The organism is Methylobacterium mesophilicum (assembly GCF_036441335.1).
Classification (GTDB): domain Bacteria; phylum Pseudomonadota; class Alphaproteobacteria; order Rhizobiales; family Beijerinckiaceae; genus Methylobacterium; species Methylobacterium mesophilicum_B.
Window position 1 is genome coordinate 1 of sequence record NZ_MLBW01000016.1, and the last position, 21382, is coordinate 21382.

The following is a 21382-nucleotide window of genomic DNA, read 5'->3' on the forward strand; positions in this document are numbered from 1 at the left end:
TTCGTCGACGCGCCCGTCTCGGGCGCGCCGGCCGGTGCCGAGGCCGGGACGCTCACCGTGATGTGCGGCGGCGCGGCCGGGGCGGTCGCGCGGGTGCGCCCGCTCCTGGAGCGGATCGGCACGACGATCCTCCACATGGGCCCGGCCGGGTCCGGCCAGCTCACCAAGACGATCAACAACGTGCTCTACGACATCAACATCGCGGCGCTCGCCGAAGTGCTGCCGATGGCCGTCGCCATGGGGCTCGACCCGGATCAGGTCGCCCAGGTGGTCACGACGGGCACGAGCCGGAGCTACGCGGCGCAGTACTTCGTGCCGCGCATCCTCCGGGGCCAGTTCGACGAGGGCTACCCGATGGGGGCGGCCTACAAGGACCTCGTCGCCGCCGCGGCGGTCGCGGTGGAGAACGGCTTCCCGATGCCGGTCACCGCGGCCGCCACCGCCACCTACCAGACCGCGCTGCGCCAGGGTCACGGCGACCGGGACAAGGGCGCCATGGTGCTGCCGTTCGAGGACCTGCTCGGGGTCCGGGTGCGGTCGCGTCCGTAGGGGCCGGCCGCAGGGGCCATCGGGCGGTCGATCCCGGCCGTCCCGCCCGCGCCCTGGATCTCACGGCAGCCCGAGCACGTCCTTCAGCGGCACCACCGCCAGGACCTGACCCGACGCGTCGGCGATCTCGAAGGACTGGCCGGCCAGCACCGCGCCGTCGACCTGCTGGATCTCCAAGAGCGCCCGGGCGGAGCGCTCGGCCTCGGTGCGGGCGGCGTCGAGGTCGGGCAGGTCGGCGCCGTCGAGATCCTCGACCAGCCACTGACCGTCCCGGATGTGCAGGTAGAAGTGCGGCATAACCGCAGAACCGCGATTACCGCTTCCGGTTGCGTCCCGGCCGCGCTGCGCGGAAAGCGTGTGGCCTTTCGGTCACTCCGCGGCCTCGGTCTCCGGCACGGCGGCGTGGCCCGGCCGGGGCGGGAGCACCGGCGCGTCGGCGCGCTGGAGCACCTCCAGGGCTGCGTCGGCCTCCCGCTGCCGGTCCCAGAGCGCCGCGTAGACGCCCCCGGCCTCCAGCAGCTCGGCGTGGGTGCCGCGCTCGACGATGCGGCCGTGATCGAGGACCAGGATCGCGTCGGCGTTGACCACCGTCGACAGACGGTGGGCGATCACCAGGGTGGTCCGGCCGCGGCTGACCCGGTCGAGTGCCGACTGGATCTCGGCCTCCGTGAAGGAGTCGAGCGCCGAGGTCGCCTCGTCGAGGACCAGGATCGGCGGCGCCTTGAGGATCGTGCGGGCGATGGCGACCCGCTGCTTCTCGCCGCCCGAGAGCTTCAGGCCGCGCTCGCCCACCGGGGTGTCGTAGCCCTCCGGCAGCCCCGAGACGAAGCGGTCGATCTGGGCGAGGCGGGCCGCCTCCCGCAGCGCCGCGTCGGTGGCGTCGGCTCGGCCGTAGCGGATGTTGTAGCCGATCGTGTCGTTGAACAGCACCGTGTCCTGCGGGACCATGCCGATCGCCGCCCGGAGCGACGCCTGCGTCACCGCCGCGATGTCCTGCCCGTCGACGCTGATCCGGCCCGCCTGCGGCTCGTAGAACCGGAACAGCAGGCGCGAGAGCGTCGACTTGCCGGCGCCCGAGGGCCCCACCACCGCCACGGTCTGGCCCGCCGGGATCTCGAAGGTGACGCCGCGCAGGATCGGCCGCTCGGGATTGTAGGCGAAGCGCACGTCGTCGAACCGCACCGTGCCGCCCGCCACGGCGAGCGGGGCGGCGCCCGGCCGGTCGGCGATCTCGGGGTTCTGCCCGAGGATGCGGAACATGTCGTCGATGTCGATCAGCGCCTGTTTGATCTCGCGGTAGATCATGCCCATGAAGTTGAGCGGCATCGCGAGCTGCACCAGCATGGTGTTGGCCAGCACGAAGCCGCCGATCGTCGTGCGCCCCGCCAGGATGTCGCGCGCCGCGAGCCACATCACCACGGTCATGCCGAGGGTGAAGATCACCGCCTGCCCGGCGTTGAGCACGGCCAGCGACACGTAGGTCTGCGTCGAGGCCTTCTCGTACTTGGCCATCGACTCGTCGTAGCGGGCGGCCTCGCGGGCTTCCGCGCCGAAGTACTTCACCGTCTCGTAGTTGAGCAGCGAGTCGACCGCCTTGGTGTTGGCGTCCGTGTCCGACGCGTTCATCCGGCGGCGGATCGCGATCCGCCACTCGGTCGCCTTGTAGGTGAAGGCCAGGTAGGCCGCGACCGTCAGGAACGCGGTCAGCGCGTAGGTCCAGTTGAACTCGTAGGCCAGCACGCCGAGCACCAGCACGAACTCGACGATGGTCGGCACCAGGGTCAGCACCATCAGGCGCGACAGCTCCTCGATGCCGGCGCGGCCGCGCTCCAGCACCCGGGTCAGGCCGCCGGTCTTGCGCTCCAGGTGGAAGCGCAGGGACAGGCGGTGCATGTGCTCGAAGGTCTGGAGCGCCAGCCGCCGCACCGCGTGCATCGCGACCTTGGCGAACAGCCCGTCGCGCACCTGCGTCAGCGCCGACATGGCGATCCGCGAGAGGCCGTAGAGGGCGATCAGCAGCATCGGCGCGGCGAGGAGGCCGGTGGGCACGGCCTCGTCCTTGCCGCCGACCGCGGCGACCAGCGCGTCGGTGATCCACTTGAAGGTGAACGGCGTCACCATGGTCACCAGCTTGGCGGCGAGCAGCAGGCCGAAGGCCAGGAAGACCCGGCGCTGCAGGTCGGGCCGGCCGTGGGGCCAGAGATGCGGCCAGAGCCGCCGGTAGGTGGCGATCAGGCCGGGGCGCTCGGCCGGGATCGGCGTCCCGGCCGCGGGCGCGGTGTTGTCGGTCATGGGGTTCTGCGGGGAGCGTGTCGCGAGCCCCGCATATAGGCCCGGGATCGCGCGGGATCACCCGCGCTGCGTGCATGTCCCCTCTCACGCGCGCCAGAACGGCTTCGCGATCTCGGCGCGCAGGTCCCAGGGTTCCAGGCCGGCATCGCGGGCCTGGTCGGGGTGGAGCGCCGCCAGGGCGCGGCGGGTGCGGATCCGCCGCAGCCACGTGCGGAGCAGGGACGGGCGCGCGGTCGGACGCGGGACGGCGGGCGAGGAGGACAGGGTGACGGCTTGCATCGCAGACGATCCGGTGACGGGAAGGCAGTCCGGCCGGGATTGCTGGCGGAGCATTGATCCGATACAAATCTCGGATCAATCGAAACATTGACCTCGGAGCAATTATGCGCCCCGCGGATTACCGCACCGTCGCCGACGCGATCGCGGCCGACATCGCGGCGGGCCGGCTCCGCCCCGGCGCGCGGCTGCCGCCGCAGCGCGACTTCGCCTACGCGCGGGGCATCGCGGTCTCGACGGCGAGCCGCGTCTACGCCGAGCTGGCCCGCCGGGGGCTGGTGACCGGCGAGGTAGGGCGCGGCACCTATGTCCGCAGCGAGCCGGGGCGCGCCGGGTTGCTCCGCCCGGAGCCGCCCCCGGCCGCCCTCGACCTGCAGCGGACCCACTCGCGCCTGCCCGAGCAGGAGGCGGTCCTGGCCGAGACCCTGGCGGCGCTCGCCCGCGACGACGGCCAGATCGGCTTCACGCAGTACGGGCCGGCGGGCACGCCGTCGGCGCAGGCCATCGCCGCCGGGTTCCTGTCGCGGGCGGGCTACGCTCCCGATCCCGCCGACATCCTGTTCACCGGCAACGGCCGGCAGGCGCTGGCCGCCGCCCTGGCGGCCCTGGCGGCGCCCGGCGAGCGGATCGGCTGCGAGCCCCTGACCTATCCGGGCGTGAAGGGCATCGCGGCGCGGCTCGGCATCGCGCTGGTCCCGCTCGCCATGGACGCCGAGGGCGTCTGCCCCGAGGCGCTGCTCCAGGCCCACCGGGCGACCCCGCTGAGCGGCGTCTATCTCCAGCCGACCCTGCACAATCCCCTCGGCGCCACGATGGGGCCGGCGCGCCGGGCCGCCCTCGCGGAGGTGCTGGAGCGGACCGGGCTCACCGCCGTCGAGGACGCGGTCTACAGCTTCCTGGCCGAGGCGCCGCCGCTCGCCGGCCTCGCGCCGGACCGGGTGATCTTCGTGGACAGCCTGTCGAAGCGGGTGATGCCGGCGCTGACCGTCGGCCTGATCGCCGCGCCGCCGTCCCTCACCGACCGGCTCGCCGCCTCCGTCCGCCAGGGCGCCTGGACGGTGCTCGGCCTGTCGCTCGCGGCCGGCATGCACTGGATGGCCGGCGGCTCGGCGGCGGCGCTGGCCGAGGCCAAGCGCCGGGACGCCGCGGCCCGGCAGGGCGCCCGGATCGGCGAGGCCGCGCAGGCTGCCGCTCGGCGCCGACGACGCGGCCGGCTCGGGACTGCCGCGGCCGGTGAGCCGCCGCAGGGAGTCGCCGCCGAACAGCGCCAGCACGAGTCCGAGTCCGCCGAGGAGGCCGGCGAGCGCCAGGGCGAGACTGCGCCGCACCTGTCTCGACATCGCCACGATGGCCTCCCCTCATCCTGCCGCCGCCCGGCGGGCGGCCATCCGCCCGCGCGAAAACCCGTCGACGGCGCCGCCCATAATACCGTACATGGTCCCCACACCAAGCCGTCCTGCCGCCCAGGCGGGCGAATCCCACGCGAATTCAGCAGTTTGGCACGTGGAGTGCCGGGCAGGGGCGCGTTCTGGACGGCTCGCAACGGACGCGCGAGGAGGGCGCCGGATGGCTCCGGTGAGGACAGTCTGTGTCTATTGCGGCTCCGGCTTCGGCCGCGACCCGGCCTTCCGCGAGGCCGCCGAGACCCTCGGGACCGCCGTCGCGCAGGCCGGGATGGGCCTCGTCTACGGCGGCGGCGATGTCGGGCTGATGGGCACGGTCGCGCGGGCGGCGCTCGCCGCCGGCGGCCACGTCACCGGCATCATCCCGGACTTCCTCCAGGCGCGCGAGCACATGCTGGCGGACATCCAGGAGACCGTGGTGGTCTCCGACATGCACACCCGCAAGCGCCTGATGTTCGAGCGCTCGGACGCGTTCGTGACCCTGCCGGGCGGCATCGGCACCCTGGAGGAGCTGGTCGAGCAGCTGACCTGGGCGCAGCTCGGGCGCCACCGGAAGCCGGTGGTGCTGGTCTCGGTGGCGGAGTTCTGGGCGCCGCTGCTCGCCCTGTTCGAGCACATGCGCGGCCACGGCTTCATCCGCGAGGGCCTCGACCTGAGCTACCTCGTCGCCCGGGAGGCGGCCGAGGTGGTGCCGATGCTCCGCGCGGCCGGCCACGAGCCGGACCCCCGGGCCGAGAGCATCGTCCAGCAGCGCATGTAGGCGCGCGTCGCGCGGCGATGAGGATCACGAGGATGCGGGCGTCGATGCGTGCTTCACTGCTCGCGGCCCTGCCGCTCGCCGGCCTCGCCGGCGCGGCCGCCGCCGGCCCGTCGCCGGTCCTGCAGACCCTGGACTATGCCAACACCCGCTACTCCGCCCTCGACCAGATCGACGCCGGCAATGTCGGGCGCCTGAAGGTCGCCTGGACCTTCTCCACCGGCGTGCTGCGCGGCCACGAGGGCGCGCCGATCGTGGTCGGGCACCTGATGATCGTGCACACGCCGTTCCCCAACGCGGTCTACGCCCTCGACCTCGACCGGGGCGGGAAGATCCTGTGGCGCTACGCGCCGCGGCAGGACGCGGGCGTCATCGCCGTGATGTGCTGCGACACGGTCTCCCGGGGGCTCGCCTACGCGGACGGGCGGCTGTTCCTGCAGCAGGCCGACACCACCGTGGTGGCGCTCGATCCCGGGACCGGCCGGGTGCTGTGGTCGGTGAAGAACGGCGACCCGGGCCGGGGCGAGACCAACACCGCCACGGTCCTGCCGGTGCGCGGCAAGCTCATCGTCGGGCTCGCGGGCGGCGAGTACGGGGCGCGCTGCCACGTCACCGCGTACGATCAGGCCAGCGGGAAACGTCTCTGGCGCGCCTACGCCACCGGGCCGGACAGCGACATGCTGGTCGATCCGCAGACGACGACCGAGCTCGGGCGCCCGGTCGGCAAGGATTCCTCCCTGAAGAGCTGGGAGGGCGACCAGTGGCGGACCGGCGGCGCCTGCAGCTGGGGCTGGTTCTCCTACGACCCGGAGCTGAACCTCGTCTATTACGGCACCGGCAATCCCTCGACCTGGAACCCGGCCCAGCGCCCCGGCGACAACCGCTGGTCCCAGGCGATCATCGCCCGCGACGCCGACACCGGCATCGCCCGCTGGGTCTACCAGATGACCCCCCACGACCAGTGGGACTACGACGGCGTCAACGAGATGATCCTCACCGAGCAGGTGATCGACGGGCGGCCCCGCAAGGTGCTGACCCATTTCGACCGGAACGGCTTCGGCTACACGCTGGACCGGGCCACCGGCGCGCTGCTGGTGGCGGAGAAGTTCGATCCCACGGTGAACTGGGCGAGCCGGATCAGTATGGACCCTGCTGCTTCCGATTATGGCCGGCCGGTGGTCGACAGGCACTACGCCCCCGGCGAGGCCGACGAGGACGAAACAACCAAAAACATCTGCCCCGGGGCGCTGGGTGCCAAGAACCAGCAGCCCGCCGCCTACTCGCCGGTGACGCGGCTGTTCTACGTGCCGACCAACCACATGTGCATGGATTACGAGGCGTTCCGGGTGACCTACACACCCGGCCAGCCCTATGTCGGTGCGACGCTCACCCTGCACCCGCCCGAGGGCTCGGACCGGACCGGGGCGTTCATCGCCTGGGACGGCGCGAAGGGGCGGATCGCGTGGTCGATCCCGGAGCCGTTCTCGGTCTGGTCGGGGGCGCTCGCGACGGCCGGCAACGTGGTCTTCTACGGCACGCTGGAGGGCTTCCTGAAGGCGGTCGACGCCCGGGACGGGCACGAGCTCTACCGGTTCAAGACCCCGTCCGGGATCGTCGGCAACGTCACCACCTACCTGCACGGCGGCAAGCAGTACGTCGCGGTGCTGTCCGGGGTCGGCGGCTGGGCCGGGATCGGGCTGGCGGCCGGGCTGACCGACCCGGCCGACGGCTCGGGGGCGGTCGGCGGCTACGCGGCGCTGTCGCAGTACACGGCGCCGGGCGGGCAGCTCACGGTGTTCGAACTGCCGGATCCGGCACCGCCGGCCGGCCACTGACGAAGTCGACGAAGGCGCGCAGCGGCGCCGGCAGGTGCCGCCGGCCGGGGTAGTAGAGGAACGGGCCGGGGAAGACCTGCCACCAGGGCTCCAGCACCGGCTCGAGGGCGCCGCTGTCGAGATGCGGCCGGAGCCAGTCCTCGAACAGGTGGATGATCCCGGTGCCGGCGATCGCGGCCTCGACCGCGAGGTCGCTGGCCCCGACCCGCACGATCAGCGGCCCGGACGGGTCCACCCGGACGATGGCGCCGTCGCGCTCGAACTCCCAGGGCGCCGTCAGGGCGCCGCTGGGGAAGCGGCCGAGCAGGCAGGCATGGGCGAGAAGATCGCGCGGATGCTCCGGCCGGCCGCGCCGGTCGAGATAGGCGGGGGCCGCCGCGGTGGCGAAACGCTGCCGCCGCGGGCCGATCGGCACCGCGATCATGTCCTGCTCCAGCCGCTCGTCGTAGCGGATGCCGGCGTCGCAGCCGGCCGCCAGCACGTCCACGAATCCGTCCTCGACGACGATCTCCAGGCGGATCTCCGGGTAGGCCGCCAGGAAGGGCGGCACGAGCGCCGGCAGCACCAGCCGGGCGGCGCTCAGCGGCACGTTCAGCCGGAGCGTGCCCGCCGGCCGGTCGCGGAACCCGTTCACCACGTCGAGGGCGGCGTCCACTTCGGCGAGGGCCGGCCCGAGCCGTTCCAGCAGGCGGGCCCCCGCCTCCGTGGGGGCGACGCTGCGGGTCGTGCGGTTCAGGAGGCGCACGCCGAGCCCCGCTTCGAGCCGGCGCACGGCCTCGCTGAGGCTGGACGCGCTCCTGCCCCCGGCGCGGGCGCCCTCGCGAAAACCGCCGGCCCGCGCCACGGTCACGAAGGCTGTGAGATCCGCCAGATCCTGATCCATTGTGCGAAATTGCGCACAGCCCGTGCCGATCGTCACGGCTTATCGGCGCAATCGGTGCCGTCTATCTCCGGGTCGCCAACAGGAGATTTGCCATGACCGACATCACCGCGGATATTACGCAGGCCGGCACCGTCCAGCTCGGCGACCGGATCGTGAAGCGGCTCGGCTACGGGGCGATGCAGCTCGCCGGACCCGGTGTGTTCGGTCCGCCGAAGGACCGCGCCGAAGCGGTCGCGGTGCTGCGCGCGGCGGTCGCCGCGGGCGTCGACCACATCGACACCAGCGACTTCTACGGGCCGCGCGTCACCAACCAGATCATCCGCGAGGCGCTCCACCCCTATCCGGACGACCTCGTGATCGTCACCAAGGTCGGCGCCAGGCGCGGGGCCGACGCCTCGTGGAATCCGGCCTTCTCGGCGGAAGACCTCACTCGGGCGGTCCACGACAACCTGCGCAACCTCGGCGTCGACGCGCTCGACGTGGTCAACCTGCGGCTGATGTTCGACGTCCACGGCCCCGCGGAAGGGCCGATCGAGGCGCCGCTCACCGTGCTGGCGGATCTTCAGCGCCAGGGACTGATCCGCCGGATCGGCCTGAGCAACGCCACGCCCCGGCAGGTCGCGGACGGACGCCGGATCACCGACATCGTCTGCGTGCAGAACCAGTACAACCTCGCCCACCGGGGCGACGACGCGTTCATCGACGACCTCGCGGCGGCCGGGATCGCCTACGTGCCGTTCTTCCCGCTGGGCGGGTTCAGCCCGCTGCAGTCGGACACCCTGTCGGCGGTGGCGGCCGGGCTCGGCGCGACGCCGATGCAGGTGGCGCTCGCCTGGCTGCTGCGCCGGTCGCCCAACATCTTGCTGATCCCGGGGACGTCCTCGCTCGGCCACCTGCGCGAGAATCTCGCGGCGGCGGACCTGCGCCTGCCGGCGGAGGCGGTGGCGGCGCTGGATCGGATCGGGGCGGCGTGAACGGTGATCGTTCGGACGCTTCGATCGCGGTAGCTCTCCGCGCGCGAGGACGGCGGTGCGGAGAGGAGCGACCCGACGCCTACTTCGCCGTCATGCCGGCCACCATCGGGCAGCCGCCCTCGCTCATCGGGCGGAAGGCCTGCTCGGCCGGGATCGTCTCCAGAACTTTGTAGAGGTCCCACTCGCCCTTCGACTCGGCGGGCGCCTTGGCCTCGAACAGGTACATCGGGTGGATCTTGCGGCCGTCCGGCCGGATCGTGCCCTTGCCGAACAGCGGGTCGTCGGTGGGCAGCTCCTTCATCTTGGCGACGACGGCGGCGCCGTCCTTGGCCGAGTGCAGGGCCGCCACCGCCTTCAGGTAGTGCAGCGTGCTGGCGTAGACGCCGGCCTGGTAGGAGGTCGGCTTCTTGCCGGGCATGCGCTTCTCGAAGCGCTCCGAGAAGGCGCGGGTGCCGTCGTTGAGGTCCCAGTAGAACGAGGCGGTGAAGTCGAGCCCCTGCGCCACCTCCAGGCCCAGCGAGTGGATGTCGGTGATGGCGATCAGCAGGGCGGCGAGGGTCTGGCCGCCCTGGCGGATGCCGAACTCGTGCGCCTGCTTGATGGCGTTGGCGGCGTCGAGGCCGGCATCGGCGAGCCCGATCACCTGGGCGCCCGATCCTTGAGCCTGGAGCAGGAACGAGGAGAAGTCCGGGTTCGGGAAGGGGGTGCGCACGCCGCCGACGACCTTGCCGCCGTTCTTCTCCACGACGGCCTTGGTGTCGCGCTCCAACGCGAGGCCGAAGGCGTAGTCGGCGGTGATGAAGTACCAGCTCTTGCCGCCGCGCTTGAGGATGGCCTTGCCGGTGCCGTTGGCGAGCGCCGCGGTGTCGTAGGTCCAGTGGACAGTGTTCGGGGTGCAGGCCGACCCGGTGAGGTCGGCGGTGCCGCCGCCCGAGTTGATGAAGGCCTTGTTCTTCTCCTTGGTGATCTGCGCGATGGCGAGCGCCACCGAGGAGGTCGGTACGTCGAAGACGGCGTCGACACCGTCGCGGTCGTACCATTGCCGGGTGATGGAGGCGCCGACATCGGGCTTGTTCTGGTGGTCGGCGGCGACGACCTCGACCTTCAGCCCGTGTTCCTCCGGCTTGAAATCCTCGACCGCCATGCGGGCCGCCACCACCGAGCCCTCGCCGGTGGAATCGAAGTAGACGCCGGAGCGGTCGTTCAGCACGCCGATCTTCACCGGCACGAGCTCGGCCGCGAGCGCCGCGCCGGCGCCGAGCGCGCACAGGCTCCCGAGCAGCGCCGCGGTAATATGGCGGAGCGTCATGTCTCTCTCCCTGTTTTCTGGAACGCGGCGGCGTTGATCGGCGCTCGCGTTTTCGAAGACAGAGTATCCGTGGGCGTCAGAGGCTGATACCGCCGCGGGTGAGGATGCCGCTGTTCCGTAAGCGCTGCGGCTTCCCCCTCCCCGTAGAGGAGGGAGGCGATGCGCGTCTTGTGCGCGCGATCTATCCCCGCGGCGCCAACCCGAAGATCGCCCGCGCCTGATCGGGCGTGGCCGGCTCGCGGTCGATATGGGCGAGCAGGCTCACCGCCTTCTCCACCAGCGCGGCGTTGCTCGGCGCGAGCCGGCCCCGGGACAGGTACAGGTTGTCCTCCAGCCCGACCCGGACGTTGCCGCCCATGCCGGCCGCCACTGCGAGGATCGGGAACTCCTCCCGGCCGATGCCGAAGGCCGACCAGACCGCGTCCTCCGGCAGCCGCGCCCGCATCGCCACCAGCGCCTCCGGCGTCGCCGGGGCGCCCCAGGGGATGCCGAGGCAGATCTGGAACAGCGGCGGGCGCGCCAAGTGCCCCTCGGCGATCAGGTGCCGGGCCAGCTCGATCTGGCCGAGGTCGAACACCTCGATCTCGGGCTTCACGCCCGCGTCGCGGATGTGACCCGCCATCGCCCGCAGGTGGCCCGGCGTGTTGAGGAACAGGTGCTCGCCGAAATTCATCGTGGCGACGTCGAGGGTGCAGATCTCCGGCCGCAGCGCGCCGACGTGCCGGGTGCGGGCCTCGGGCGCCACGAAGGTCGTGCCCGGGCCGGCGACCGCCGGGTCGGGGTCGCCCGGCACGAACCGGCCCCCCGCCCCCGTGGTCAGGTTGAGGATCACCGCGTCGTTCTTCGCGCGGATCCGCTCGACCACCTCGCGGTAATGGGCGAGCGCCATGCTGGGCGCGGCCGTCTCGGGATCGCGGACGTGGATATGGACCACGGCGGCCCCGGCGGCGGCGGCCTCGAGCGCCGACCGTGCGATCGCCTCCGGGCTCACCGGCACGGCCGGGTTCTTCCGCGGCGTGTCGAACGAGCCCGTGAGGGCGCAGGTGATGACGGTGGTGCTCGACATCTGTGTCCTCCCCGCGCGTCAGATCGCGCCGCCGTCGACCGTGATCGTCTCGCCGGTGATGTAGGCCGCGCCGGCACTCAGGAAGAAGATCGTCTCGGCGATGTCCTCCGGGCGGGCCATGCGGCCGAGCATGGTGCGCCCCACGGTCGAGGCCTTGCGCTCCTCCGACCAGGGCTCGGTCCAGGGCGTGGCGACGAGGCCCGGCGCCACGGCGTTGACCCGCACGTCCGGCGCCAGCGCCCGGGCGAGGCTGCGGGTCAGGTTGATCAGCCCGGCCTTGCTCGCCGAGTAGGCGACCGACGAGCCGCGCCGCCCGAGCCCGGCCACCGAGGCGGTGTTGACGATGGCGCCGCGGCTCGCCTTGAGGGTCGCGGCCGCCGCCCGGGCGCAGCGGAACGGCCCGAGCAGGTTGGTGGCGAGGATCGTCGCCCAGAAATCCTCGCTCATCGCGTCGAGGTCCTCGAACGCGATGGGCGTGGTCGTGCCCGACGTCCCGGCATTGTTGACGAGCACGTCGAGGCCGCCGAGCCGGTCGATGCCGGCCGCCACCATCGCCTCGGCCTCGCCCGCCCGCGACACGTCGCCGGGCAGCGCGATCACCGGGAGGCCCTCCCCGGCGAGCCGGGCGGCCTCGGCCGGGCCGCGGGCATCGTCGGGCAGGTGGTTCAGCGCCACCGCGGCGCCGTTGCGGGCGAAGATCTCCACCGTCGCGAGCCCGATCCCCGACGAGGCTCCGGTGACGAGGACGCGCCGCCCGGACAGGTCCGCTCCGATCATGATCCCTCCATCCGGCCGATCCCGGCCATCGCCGCCTTCAGCGCCAGGAGCTTGCGGTCGCGCTCGCGGAACAGCTCCTCGGGCGCCCGCCCGCCCCAGTCGAAGTAGCCCTTGCCGGCCATCACCCCGGTCCGGCCGGCGGCGCAGAGGGCGTCGAGGGTCTCGGAGCGGGTGCGGGGCGGCGGCGGCGCGTAGCTGGCGTTGGCCAGCGCCCGCTGCGTCAGCTCCAGGCCGGTGAAGTCGGCCTTGGCGAGGTGGCCGAGGATCGGGATGCGTAAGGAGAGCCCGTGGACGATCGCGTCGTCGATGTCCTTCGGCGCGGCGACGTCGGCGTCGAGGAGCCGGAACACCTCGGCGCTGATCGCCTGCTGGATGCGGTTGGCGATGTAGCCGGGGATGAAGCGCTTCAGCACGATCGGCACCTGCCCGAGGCCGCGCACGAGGTCGGCCATGGCGGCGACGATGGCCGGGTCGGTGCCGGGCCCCGGCACCACGTCGACGAGGTCGACGATGTAGGGCGGCGTGTACCAGTGCAGGATCAGCGCCCGCGCCTGCCGGGCTTCCGGGATCAGCGGGAAGACGTCGAGGTAGCTGGTGTTGCTGGCGAGGATCGCGTCGGCCGGGCAGAGCCGGTCGAGCTCGGAGAAGAGCGCGCGCTTGGCCTCCGGGTTCTCGGTGATCGCCTCGATCACGAGGCCGGCGCCCGACACCGCCGCGTCGAGCTCGGCCTCGACCCGGACGGCCCGGGCCAGACGCCCGGCATCCCAGCCCTCCGGGGCGGCGCCCGCCTCCCGCAGGGTCGCGAGGGCCGAGTCCATGAGGGCCGGGATCCGCGCCCGGGTCTCGGGCCGCGTGTCGGTGATCCGCACGCCGTGGCCGGCGAGCGCCAGCACCAGGGCGATGCCGTGCCCCATCAACCCGCCGCCGACGACCGCGATCTCGCCCATGCCGCACGCTCCTGTCCCTGCCCCGGGCTCCTCTCGCGGGAATCCTCGGGTCGTCCGTCCGGGCCTCAGCCGCCGCGCTGGTCCCGGCGCATCATGAAGGCCAGCTTCTCGAACAGGCTGACATCCTGCTCGTTCTTCAGGAGCGCCCCGTGCAGCGGCGGGATCAGCTTGCGGCCGTCCTGCTCGCGCAGGGTCTCGGGGGCGATGTCCTCGGAGACGAGGAGCTTCAGCCAGTCGAGCAGCTCCGAGGTCGAGGGCTTCTTCTTGAGGCCCGGGACCTCGCGCATCGCCAGGAAGGTCCGGAGCGCCTCCTCGACGAGGCGGTGCTTGATGCCCGGATAGTGGACGTCGACGATGCGCTGCAGCGTCTCGGCGTCGGGGAACTTGATGTAGTGGAAGAAGCAGCGGCGCAGGAACGCGTCCGGCAGCTCCTTCTCGTTGTTCGACGTGATGATCACGATCGGCCGGCGCACGGCCTTCACGGTCTCGCCGGTCTCGTAGACGTGGAACTCCATCCGGTCGAGTTCGGTCAGGAGGTCGTTGGGGAACTCGATGTCGGCCTTGTCGATCTCGTCGATCAGCAGGACCGGGCGCTCGGGCGCGGTGAACGCCTCCCAGAGCTTGCCGCGCCGGATGTAGTTGCCGATCTCCGAGACCCGCGGGTCGCCGAGCTGGGAGTCGCGCAGGCGCGAGACCGCGTCGTACTCGTAGAGACCCTGCTGCGCCTTGGTGGTCGACTTGATGTTCCAGACGATCAGCGGCGCGCTCAAGCCCTTGGCGATCTCCTCGGCCAGCACGGTCTTGCCGGTGCCGGGCTCACCCTTCACGAGGAGCGGCCGCTCCAGGACCACGGCGGCGTTGACCGCCGCGGTGAGGTCGGGGGTCGCGACGTAGGTCTCGGTTCCGGAAAAGCGCATCGCGGTCTCGGAGAGGTGGGTCGAGGGAAACGGGTAGCGCGGGGCGCGGCCGGGCCGCAAGCGCCGAACCCATCTGGCCCAATCTGTCCGAGCCCCGTCATCACTGCGCCTCGCTCGCCAGGACGGTATCGCCGCGAGGGATCTCAGCCCTTCTCGTGCCAGACGCAGTTCCGGGCCAGGATCTCGAGGTTCACGTCCGACTTCTGCGGCTGCGGCAGGGTCTTGCCGTCCATGGCGAGGTCGATCTTGATCTCGACCTGACCCTTCGCCTCATTCGATCGGCGGGAGAAGTAGCAGTACTGCTGGTAGGGCTGGTCGGCGCTGTCCTTGAAGTTCCAGCCGGTCACGATCTGCCCGTCGAGGTAGGGCACCTGCTTGAACACCGTGAAGGTCGTGTTCACCGCCGCCTTGGAGGCCGGGGCGGCGTCGCTGCCGAGCTGCGCCTTGGTGGGCGTCGGGGAGGCGGCGACCTTGGGCAGGCCCTCGAGCTTGAGGGTGTTGTCGGTCAGCGTGACCTCGCCCTTGGTCTTCAGGGTCACGTCCGAGAGCGCCGCCTGCATGGCGGCGGCGATCTTCTCGGCGGCGGTGTCGAACTGGTTCAGGGTCGCCCAGCCGTAGGCGGCCGCGCCGACGCCGATGCCGGCGAGGCACGCGAAGGCGCCGAAGCCCAGCGCCCGGAACAGGAAGGCCCGGGCGGCGACGTAGCTCGAATCCGCCCGCAGGCGCGAATTCACCTGCTGAGCGAGGGCGATGTTCTCGGGGGTCCCGCTCGCGACGTAGTTCATGCGCCGGCTCCAGCGGCAGGGAGGGTCGGGCCCGGATGGGACTGGTTCGGCAGGGCCTGCTGGCCCTGGGCCGGCCGGTTCATCGGGATCACCGCGCCCGACGCGTTGGCGGCGCGCGGCAGGATCGGCTCGGGATGCGAGCGCAGGGCGTCGGCGATCGCGTCGAGCATGTAGGGGGCCGCCTCCGGGTTCACGGCGGCGCCGAGATCGTCCTCGTCCATGAAGGTCCGGCGGGTCGAGACCGCGCAGAGCGCCAGGATCGTCGACGCGAAGGCCGCGCAGACCGCGGGCAGGAACACGAAGATCCGCAGGAAGGCGTGGACCTGGCTCTCGGTCACGTCGATCGGGTCGACGCCGTAGACCATGGCGGTGAAGGAGTGGAGCTGCGAGCGGTTGACCGCGTTCCGGTAGCCCTGCTCGGCATCGGCCACGCGGCGGTCGGCGGCGCCCGGATCGAGGGCAGCGCGCGCCTTGCGGGCCTCCTCCAGGTCCTTGATCATCCCGGCGCGGTCGGCGGACGCCTTGGCGACGCCCTGCGACAGGGCGGCGACGCGGGGATCGGCCACGCATTTCAGGTTCTGGTACTTGCGGCCCTTGCTGTTGGTGCCGAAGACCCGCTCGCAGCGCTGGGCCGGAAGGCCGGCGAGCTGCTGGGCGTTGTCGGCGGAGCGCTTCTCGATCTGGTCGAGCTCGGCCGTGTACTGGGCCACGCGCTCGTCCGCCGCCTTGATCCGGTCGCCGATCGTGGCGCGGTCGGCCTGGGCGTCCTTCAGGGCGGTCTTGGTCCGGGCCGCCTCCATCAGGCGGGGATGGAACATCATCTCGCCGAGCTGCGACACCGACTTGGTGGTCACGCCCGCCGCGAAGATGATGCCGAGCACCGCGAGCGCGCGCACGAAGTAGGAGCGCTGCGTGCGGGCCAGGATGCCGAGGGGGACGCGGCACAGCTCCACCGCGGCGTAGACCAGCGGTGCCAGCAGCATGAAGTAGAAGGCGTGCCAGTCGCCGTCGCTGTAGACGCCCGCGAACAGCCACGCGCCCCAGAGCGAGGCGCCGATCACCATGAACTCGACGAGGTACGCGATCGCCACGTAGCCCCACTTGATGCGGTAGCCCTTCTCGACGTGGCGCTGGTGGCGCCAGCGGTCCGACTCGAGCTTCCACTCGCGCTTCTCGCGCTCGAGGTCGCGGCTGGGGGGCGCTGTCGGACCGGCAAATATCGATTTGATGGAGATCATCGGCCTCGTCGCATCCATCCGGTCCAGTTCCGGGCCGAGCCCGGCCGAGCTTAACCCCCGGTTAACTCAGGCGTGTATGCGCGCATTGTGCCGATTTTGAGCCGCGTTGCACGCCCTCACCGCATGCCTCCTTTGGATGCTGTCCGCATCCGGCCTGCCGGTGACCGAAATGTCTCACCCACGCCTGTATCCGGCTTGTGTCGGAACGCACATCCGCGGGGTCGATCGCGGCCCGAATCCGGTTGCCCCGCGGGCGGTGCCGACCCATGATCGCGCAGCCGTGATCGGCATCCCCCCGCCCCCGAGAGACGAGGTTCGATCCGCCGCCGATGCCAGAGGTCCACGCCGGCTCCTACAAGGAAGCGATCCTGTTTCTCGTCACAGCGGGCATCGTGGTGCCGCTGTTCCACCGCCTGCGGATCTCGCCGGTGCTCGGCTTCATCGGCGCCGGGGCCCTGCTCGGGCCCTTCGGCCTCGGCCGGCTCGCCGACACCTATCCCTCGGTGCACCTGTTCACCATCGGCAACCGGGCCGAGATCTCGCACCTCGCCGAGTTCGGCGTGATCTTCCTGATGTTCATGATCGGGATCGAGCTGTCCTGGGAGCGCCTGCGGGTGCTGCGCCGGCTGGTCTTCGGCCTCGGCTCCCTGCAGGTCGGCTGCTCTGCGCTGATCCTCGGGGCGATCCTCTACGGGCTCAACGTGCCGCTCACCGGCGCGGCGATCGTCGGCATCGGCCTCGCGCTGTCGTCGACCGCGGTGGTCCTGCCGGTCCTGGCCGAGCAGAAGCGGCTCAACGCGCCCACGGGCCGCACCAGCTTCGCGGTGCTGCTGTTCCAGGACCTGGCGGTGGCGCCGGTCCTGTTCGCGATCGCGGTGCTCGGCCGCGACGACGGCGGCGACAAGGGCTGGGCGCTCGCCATGGCGCTCGGCCAGGCGGCGGTCGCGCTGGTGCTGATCGTGGTGGCGGGCCGCCTCGCCCTGCGCCCGCTGTTCCAGCTCGTGGCGCGCACGCGCTCCACCGAGCTGTTCATGGCCGCCTGCCTGCTGGTCATCGTCGGCACGGCGCTGACCGCGGCGGCGAGCGGCCTGTCGATGACGCTGGGCGCCTTCGTGGCCGGCCTGCTGCTGGCCGAGACCGAGTACCGCCGGGCCATCGAGGCGACGATCGACCCGTTCAAGGGCCTGCTGCTCGGCGTGTTCTTCGTCTCGGTGGGCATGAACCTCGACCCGGCGCAGCTGATGGCGACGCCGGGGGCGATCATCGGCCTGTCGCTGGCGCTGGTCCTGATCAAGGCCGCCGTGGTGATGATGGCGGCCCCCGTCCTGAAGATCCCCCGGCCGGTGGCGCTGGAGACGGCGCTGCTGCTCGGTCCGGGCGGCGAGTTCGCCTACGTGCTGATCGGCGGCGCCATGGCCACCGGACTCGTGCCGGAGGAGGTCGGGGCGGCGGCCCTCGTGGTCACCACCGTCACGATGATCATGATCCCGGCGCTGGCGGCGATCGGCCGGCGGCTCAAGATGCGGGCGACGGCCGGCGCCCAGGCCGCCGCCAAGGCCGAGCCGTGGCCGCAGCGCGTGGAGAACCGGGTGATCGTGGCCGGCTTCGGCCGCGTCGGCCGGCAGGTCGGCGAGATGCTGGAGCGGCACAAGATCCCGTACCTCGCCCTCGATTCCGACGCCGCCCGGGTCGCCGAGCAGCGCCGCGCCGGCGCGCCGGTCTATTTCGGCGACAGCGGCAACACCGAGATGCTGCGCCGCTGCGACATCGCCACGGCCCGGGCGCTGGTCGTCACCCTCGACAATCCCCGCGCCGTCGAGGCGGCGGTGGCGGCGGCCCGCGCCGAGCGGCCGGACCTGACCATCGTGGCCCGGGCCCGCGACGCCCGCCACGCCTCCTCGCTCTACGAGCTCGGCGTCGACGACGCGGTGCCGGAGACGATCGAGGCGTCGCTGCAGCTGTCGGAGGCCGTGCTGGTCGATGTCGGCGTGCCGATGGGGCTGGTGATCGCGTCGATCCACGAGCGGCGGGACGAGTATCGCGCCCTGCTGAAGAAGCGCGAGAACGAGTCGAAGCCGATCTTCCGGGCGCGGCGGACCGTCGGGAAGGCGCTGGGCAAGCCCGCTCCCGTCAAGCGGGAGCCCGAGCGCCAGGACGTCGAACGCCAGGAGGCGGCCGGCCAGGAGGCCTGACCCGGATGCCCGCCCAGGATGCCCGACCAGGAGCCCTGAGGCGGGCGGTCTGAGCGGAGGTCCCGGCCGCGGGCCCCGCTCAGATCAGGACCGGGTGCGCGTCCTCGTGCTTGGCCCGCCGCGCGACGCGGCTGCGGGGCGCCGGCTCGAACCCGTCGGCGAAGCTGCACCGGTAGACCAGTTCGTCCGCCGGCCCGAGGCCGGTGACCAGGGGCACCGTCACGGTGTCGCCGGAGAAGCGCCAGCCGCGGGCGCCCTTGTCCCAGTAGAGCCAGACCGTTCCGGGATAGCCCCGCAGGGTGAAGACCGCGGCCTTGCGCGACAGGGCCTGCACCGCCCGCGGGGCGTACATGCCCTTGTCGCGGTAGGCGTCCCGGGTCGCCTCCGGCTGGCGGTCCATGAAGGTGTTGCGCACCAGCTGAATCGTCGCCCCCGGCTTCCCGAGAAACCGCTTGAATTCCGTCAGATTCCGCAGGATGACCGCCATCGCAGGTCTCCTCGCTAGCTCCGTGTGGGCCGCGCTGCCGCGTCCGCACACACTCGATCTCCCGAGTTGAGCGATTCCCATGACCGATTGAGTGACTGGGCGAGGCTTGTCCGGCCACATATCAACAGATTCGACGACTTATGCCCAGGTTATGAGTCCCATCGGGTCGGAGAGACTCGTTTGGGCCCGGGAATCAGCGGTGTCGACCGGGCTGAATCTTGTCGACCATCGCCGAAGACTCGAAACGCGCGCGGGAAAGTCCTGCCCCGCTCGGCGCGGCGCCGACCGATTCGCGCGGGGGTGACGCGGACTTGGCGCTGAGGTGGCGCGGACTTGGCGCGGGCTTGACCCGGACGCGCGGCTGGCGCGTTCTCCCGGGATGCTGCTGCAGTTCTTCACGGCCCTCCGGGACGCCAAGGTCCCCGTCTCCCTGAAGGAATACCTGACCCTGCTCGGCGCCCTGGACCGGGGCCTCGCGGAGCACGACGTCGAGGCGTTCTACTTCCTGTCGCGCACCGCGCTGGTGAAGGACGAGGCGCATCTCGACCGGTTCGACCGGGTGTTCGGCACGGTGTTCAAGGGGCTCGAGACCCTCGGGGAGGCGGTGGAGCCTACGGCCATCCCGGAGGAGTGGCTGCGCAAGCTCGCGGAAAAATACCTGACCGAGGCCGAGAAGGCGGAGCTGAAGGCGCTCGGCTGGGACAAGCTGTTCGAGACCCTGAAGCAGCGCCTCGCCGAGCAGAAGGGGCGCCACCAGGGCGGCTCGAAATGGATCGGCACCGGCGGCACCTCGCCCTTCGGCGCCTACGGCTACAATCCCGAGGGCATCCGCATCGGCCAGGACGGGAACCGCAACTTCCGGGCGGTGAAGGTCTGGGACAAGCGCGCGTTCAAGGACCTCGACGACGACCGGGAGATCGGCGCGCGCAACATGCGCCTCGCCCTGCGGCGCCTGCGCCGCTTCGCCCGGACGGGGGCGGCCGAGGAGCTCGACCTCGACGGCACGATCCGCGCGAGCGCCCGCCAGGGCTACATCGACGTGAAGCTGCGCCCGGAGCGGCGCAACGCCGTGAAGGTGCTGCTGTTCCTGGACGTCGGCGGCTCGATGGACTGGCACATCGAGCAGGCCGAGGCGCTGTTCTCGGCGGCGCGCTCGGAGTTCAAGCACCTCGCGCACTACTACTTCCACAACTGCCCCTACGAGGCGGTCTGGACCGAGAACCGGCGCCGCCACGAGGCGAAGACGCCGCTCCTCGACGTGATCCGCACCTACGGCAGCGACTACCGGCTCGTCTTCGTGGGCGACGCCTCGATGAGCCCCTACGAGATCGCCACGCCCGGCGGCTCCGTGGAGCACTGGAACGAGGAGGCCGGCGCCGTCTGGATGCAGCGGCTCCTCGACCATTTCCCGAAGACGGCGTGGCTGAACCCGGTGCCCGAGACGCACTGGGGCTACACCCAGTCGATCGGCATGATGCAGCGGCTGGTCGCCGGCCGGATGTTCCCGCTCACGCTGGAGGGGCTCGACGCGGCGGCGCGGACGCTGGTGCGATGACAGGCGCGGTGACGGCCTCACGGCGCGATGCGACCGGAGGCGATGCCGTCCTCGCGAGCGCGGCGAAGCGATCCAGCAGCGCCGCATACACGGATGTCGCGCCACCCTGGGTCGCTTCGCTGCGCTCGCGAGGACGGGAGGGGATCGCGCGTCCTGGACGGTTTCCGTCTCAGCCCTGCTGGGGCGGGGTCGTCACCACGAGGCCGTCCAGCGCCGGGGTGATCTTGATCTGGCAGGACAGGCGGGAATTCTCGCGGACGTCGCTGGCGAAATCCAGCATGTCCTGCTCCATGTCCTGCGCCTTGCCGACCGTGTCGATCCAGGCGTCGGCCACGTAGACGTGGCAGGTGGCGCAGGCGCAGGCGCCGCCGCACTCCGCGTCGATGCCCGGGACGTTGTTGCGCAGCGCCGTCTCCATCACGGTCGCGCCGACGCTGCCTTCGACGGTCCGCTCCGTCCCGGCGTGGTCGACGTAGGTGATCTTGGGCATGCTGGGGGCTCCGGGCTCGCGTCGAGCGCAGTCTGTCCGACGGGCGGCGTGCCTGCTTGGCGGCTGGAAACGCGGAATGCAAGCGCGGCATTAGACACCGGTCCCGGATCGATCGCCGCATTGCGGCGAGCCTGTCAGGCCCGGGCCTCGGCGATCTCCGCCAGCGCCCGGGCGACCGCGGCCGCGAGGTCGTCGACCGGCACCGCCCCGGCGCCGGCCCGCAGGCGCGTCTCCGCGGCGTCCGCCAGGGCGCGCACGTGAATTGCCCCGACGCCCGCGGCCGAGCCCTTCAGGGTGTGGGCGAGGTCGGCGCGCTGCTCCCGCGGCAGGGACGGGTCGGCGAGGCGCGGCAGGATCGACCGGCACTGGCCGGCGAACAGGTCCAGAACCTCACGGGCCAGGTCGGCGTCGCCGCCGGTCTGGGCCTCCAGTTCCGCGGGGTCGATGGCCTGCATGTTCGGGCTCCCGGCATCCGGATTCGTCGGGGATTGCGGATCTGATCCACACAATTCACCCCCTGATTCGCCGGGTGGGGATCGCGCCGGACCCCTCCCCTGCGGCAGGATGGTGGAGGCGGTGAGCGACGGGCCCGGTAACCATTCGGTTAACCTTTTCTGGGGCCGGTCGAGGGCTCGGGTATCGGCAGTCGC

The 21382-nt window shown here is 71.9% G+C and carries 20 protein-coding genes and 1 pseudogene; 7 read left to right on the plus strand and 14 right to left on the minus strand.

The genetic code is table 11. The features are described from left to right. Positions 1-549, plus strand: a 549-nt coding sequence (locus MMR14E_RS11690; RefSeq protein ID WP_331314430.1) for an NAD(P)-dependent oxidoreductase, incomplete at its 5' end; no start/stop codon positions are given. 60 nt (positions 550-609) lie between these two features. Here the strand turns inward: MMR14E_RS11690 and MMR14E_RS11695 are convergent. From MMR14E_RS11695 to MMR14E_RS11705, 3 genes are all read right to left on the minus strand, one after another. Then, complete coding sequence (locus MMR14E_RS11695) at positions 610-846, minus strand: DUF6894 family protein (protein WP_331314432.1); 237 nt, start codon at positions 844-846, stop codon at positions 610-612. Positions 847-918: 72 nt separating this feature from the next. Continuing rightward, positions 919-2841 carry an ABC transporter ATP-binding protein/permease gene (locus MMR14E_RS11700; RefSeq protein WP_331314434.1) on the minus strand — a complete coding sequence of 641 codons (1923 nt, stop codon included), beginning with the start codon at positions 2839-2841 and terminating at the stop codon, positions 919-921. 84 nt (positions 2842-2925) lie between these two features. Continuing rightward, on the minus strand, positions 2926-3120 hold the full coding sequence (locus tag MMR14E_RS11705; protein ID WP_331314436.1) for a translation initiation factor IF-2: 195 nt from the start codon (positions 3118-3120) through the stop codon (positions 2926-2928). Positions 3121-3224: 104 nt separating this feature from the next. Here MMR14E_RS11705 and MMR14E_RS29235 point away from each other — a divergent pair. The 3 genes and pseudogenes from MMR14E_RS29235 to MMR14E_RS11720 all read left to right on the plus strand — a co-directional run. Further along, positions 3225-4124, plus strand: a pseudogene (locus tag MMR14E_RS29235) (PLP-dependent aminotransferase family protein); the annotation flags it as partial. A 559-nt stretch (positions 4125-4683) separates the two neighbouring features. Beyond that, complete coding sequence (locus MMR14E_RS11715; RefSeq protein ID WP_331314439.1) at positions 4684-5280, plus strand: TIGR00730 family Rossman fold protein; 597 nt, start codon at positions 4684-4686, stop codon at positions 5278-5280. 44 nt (positions 5281-5324) lie between these two features. Then, positions 5325-7112 (plus strand): methanol/ethanol family PQQ-dependent dehydrogenase, encoded by a 1788-nt coding sequence (locus tag MMR14E_RS11720; protein ID WP_331314440.1) that lies wholly within the window; start codon positions 5325-5327, stop codon positions 7110-7112. Here the strand turns inward: MMR14E_RS11720 and MMR14E_RS11725 are convergent. Further along, positions 7066-7995, minus strand: a complete 930-nt coding sequence (locus MMR14E_RS11725; protein WP_331314441.1) for a LysR family transcriptional regulator — start codon at positions 7993-7995, stop codon at positions 7066-7068. The two genes, MMR14E_RS11720 and MMR14E_RS11725, sit on opposite strands and share 47 nt — an antisense overlap. A gap of 92 nt (positions 7996-8087) precedes the next feature. On the opposite strand from MMR14E_RS11725, the gene MMR14E_RS11730 reads away from it, so the two are divergent. Beyond that, positions 8088-8969, plus strand: coding sequence for an aldo/keto reductase family oxidoreductase (locus MMR14E_RS11730; protein WP_331314443.1), 882 nt, complete (start codon positions 8088-8090; stop codon positions 8967-8969). A gap of 79 nt (positions 8970-9048) precedes the next feature. Here MMR14E_RS11730 and MMR14E_RS11735 read toward each other — a convergent pair whose 3' ends face one another. From MMR14E_RS11735 to MMR14E_RS11765, 7 genes are all read right to left on the minus strand, one after another. Then, entirely contained in the window at positions 9049-10278 is a 1230-nt protein-coding gene (locus MMR14E_RS11735; protein WP_331314444.1) for an ABC transporter substrate-binding protein, read from the minus strand. A gap of 181 nt (positions 10279-10459) precedes the next feature. Beyond that, positions 10460-11344, minus strand: a complete 885-nt coding sequence (locus tag MMR14E_RS11740) for a 3-keto-5-aminohexanoate cleavage protein (protein WP_331314446.1) — start codon at positions 11342-11344, stop codon at positions 10460-10462. An 18-nt stretch (positions 11345-11362) separates the two neighbouring features. Next, positions 11363-12121, minus strand: a complete 759-nt coding sequence (locus MMR14E_RS11745; protein ID WP_331314448.1) for an SDR family NAD(P)-dependent oxidoreductase — start codon at positions 12119-12121, stop codon at positions 11363-11365. Continuing rightward, positions 12118-13068, minus strand: coding sequence for a 3-hydroxyacyl-CoA dehydrogenase family protein (locus MMR14E_RS11750; RefSeq protein ID WP_331314450.1), 951 nt, complete (start codon positions 13066-13068; stop codon positions 12118-12120). Before MMR14E_RS11750 ends, MMR14E_RS11745 begins: the two co-directional genes overlap by 4 nt. A gap of 65 nt (positions 13069-13133) precedes the next feature. Next, complete coding sequence (locus tag MMR14E_RS11755; protein WP_331314452.1) at positions 13134-13985, minus strand: MoxR family ATPase; 852 nt, start codon at positions 13983-13985, stop codon at positions 13134-13136. Positions 13986-14128: 143 nt separating this feature from the next. Beyond that, the gene (locus tag MMR14E_RS11760; protein ID WP_331289705.1) at positions 14129-14770 is read right to left on the minus strand and encodes a hypothetical protein; all 642 of its coding nucleotides are present in this window, start codon (positions 14768-14770) and stop codon (positions 14129-14131) included. Beyond that, a complete protein-coding gene (locus tag MMR14E_RS11765; protein WP_331314454.1) occupies positions 14767-16026 on the minus strand; it encodes an ATPase in 1260 nt (419 codons plus the stop codon). Before MMR14E_RS11765 ends, MMR14E_RS11760 begins: the two co-directional genes overlap by 4 nt. A gap of 311 nt (positions 16027-16337) precedes the next feature. Between MMR14E_RS11765 and MMR14E_RS11770 the strand changes: the two genes are divergently transcribed. Further along, entirely contained in the window at positions 16338-18200 is a 1863-nt protein-coding gene (locus MMR14E_RS11770; RefSeq protein ID WP_331314456.1) for a cation:proton antiporter, read from the plus strand. 79 nt (positions 18201-18279) lie between these two features. Here MMR14E_RS11770 and MMR14E_RS11775 read toward each other — a convergent pair whose 3' ends face one another. Then, positions 18280-18687, minus strand: coding sequence for a hypothetical protein (locus tag MMR14E_RS11775; RefSeq protein WP_273563651.1), 408 nt, complete (start codon positions 18685-18687; stop codon positions 18280-18282). Between the two features lie 379 nt (positions 18688-19066). Here MMR14E_RS11775 and MMR14E_RS11780 point away from each other — a divergent pair, with 379 nt between their 5' ends. Beyond that, positions 19067-20242 carry a vWA domain-containing protein gene (locus MMR14E_RS11780; protein ID WP_331314459.1) on the plus strand — a complete coding sequence of 392 codons (1176 nt, stop codon included), beginning with the start codon at positions 19067-19069 and terminating at the stop codon, positions 20240-20242. A 169-nt stretch (positions 20243-20411) separates the two neighbouring features. On the opposite strand, the gene MMR14E_RS11785 is transcribed toward MMR14E_RS11780, so the two are convergent. Continuing rightward, positions 20412-20732 carry a 2Fe-2S iron-sulfur cluster-binding protein gene (locus MMR14E_RS11785; protein WP_331314461.1) on the minus strand — a complete coding sequence of 107 codons (321 nt, stop codon included), beginning with the start codon at positions 20730-20732 and terminating at the stop codon, positions 20412-20414. 134 nt (positions 20733-20866) lie between these two features. Then, positions 20867-21187, minus strand: coding sequence for an Hpt domain-containing protein (locus MMR14E_RS11790; protein ID WP_331314462.1), 321 nt, complete (start codon positions 21185-21187; stop codon positions 20867-20869). Positions 21188-21382: the final 195 nt, after the last annotated feature.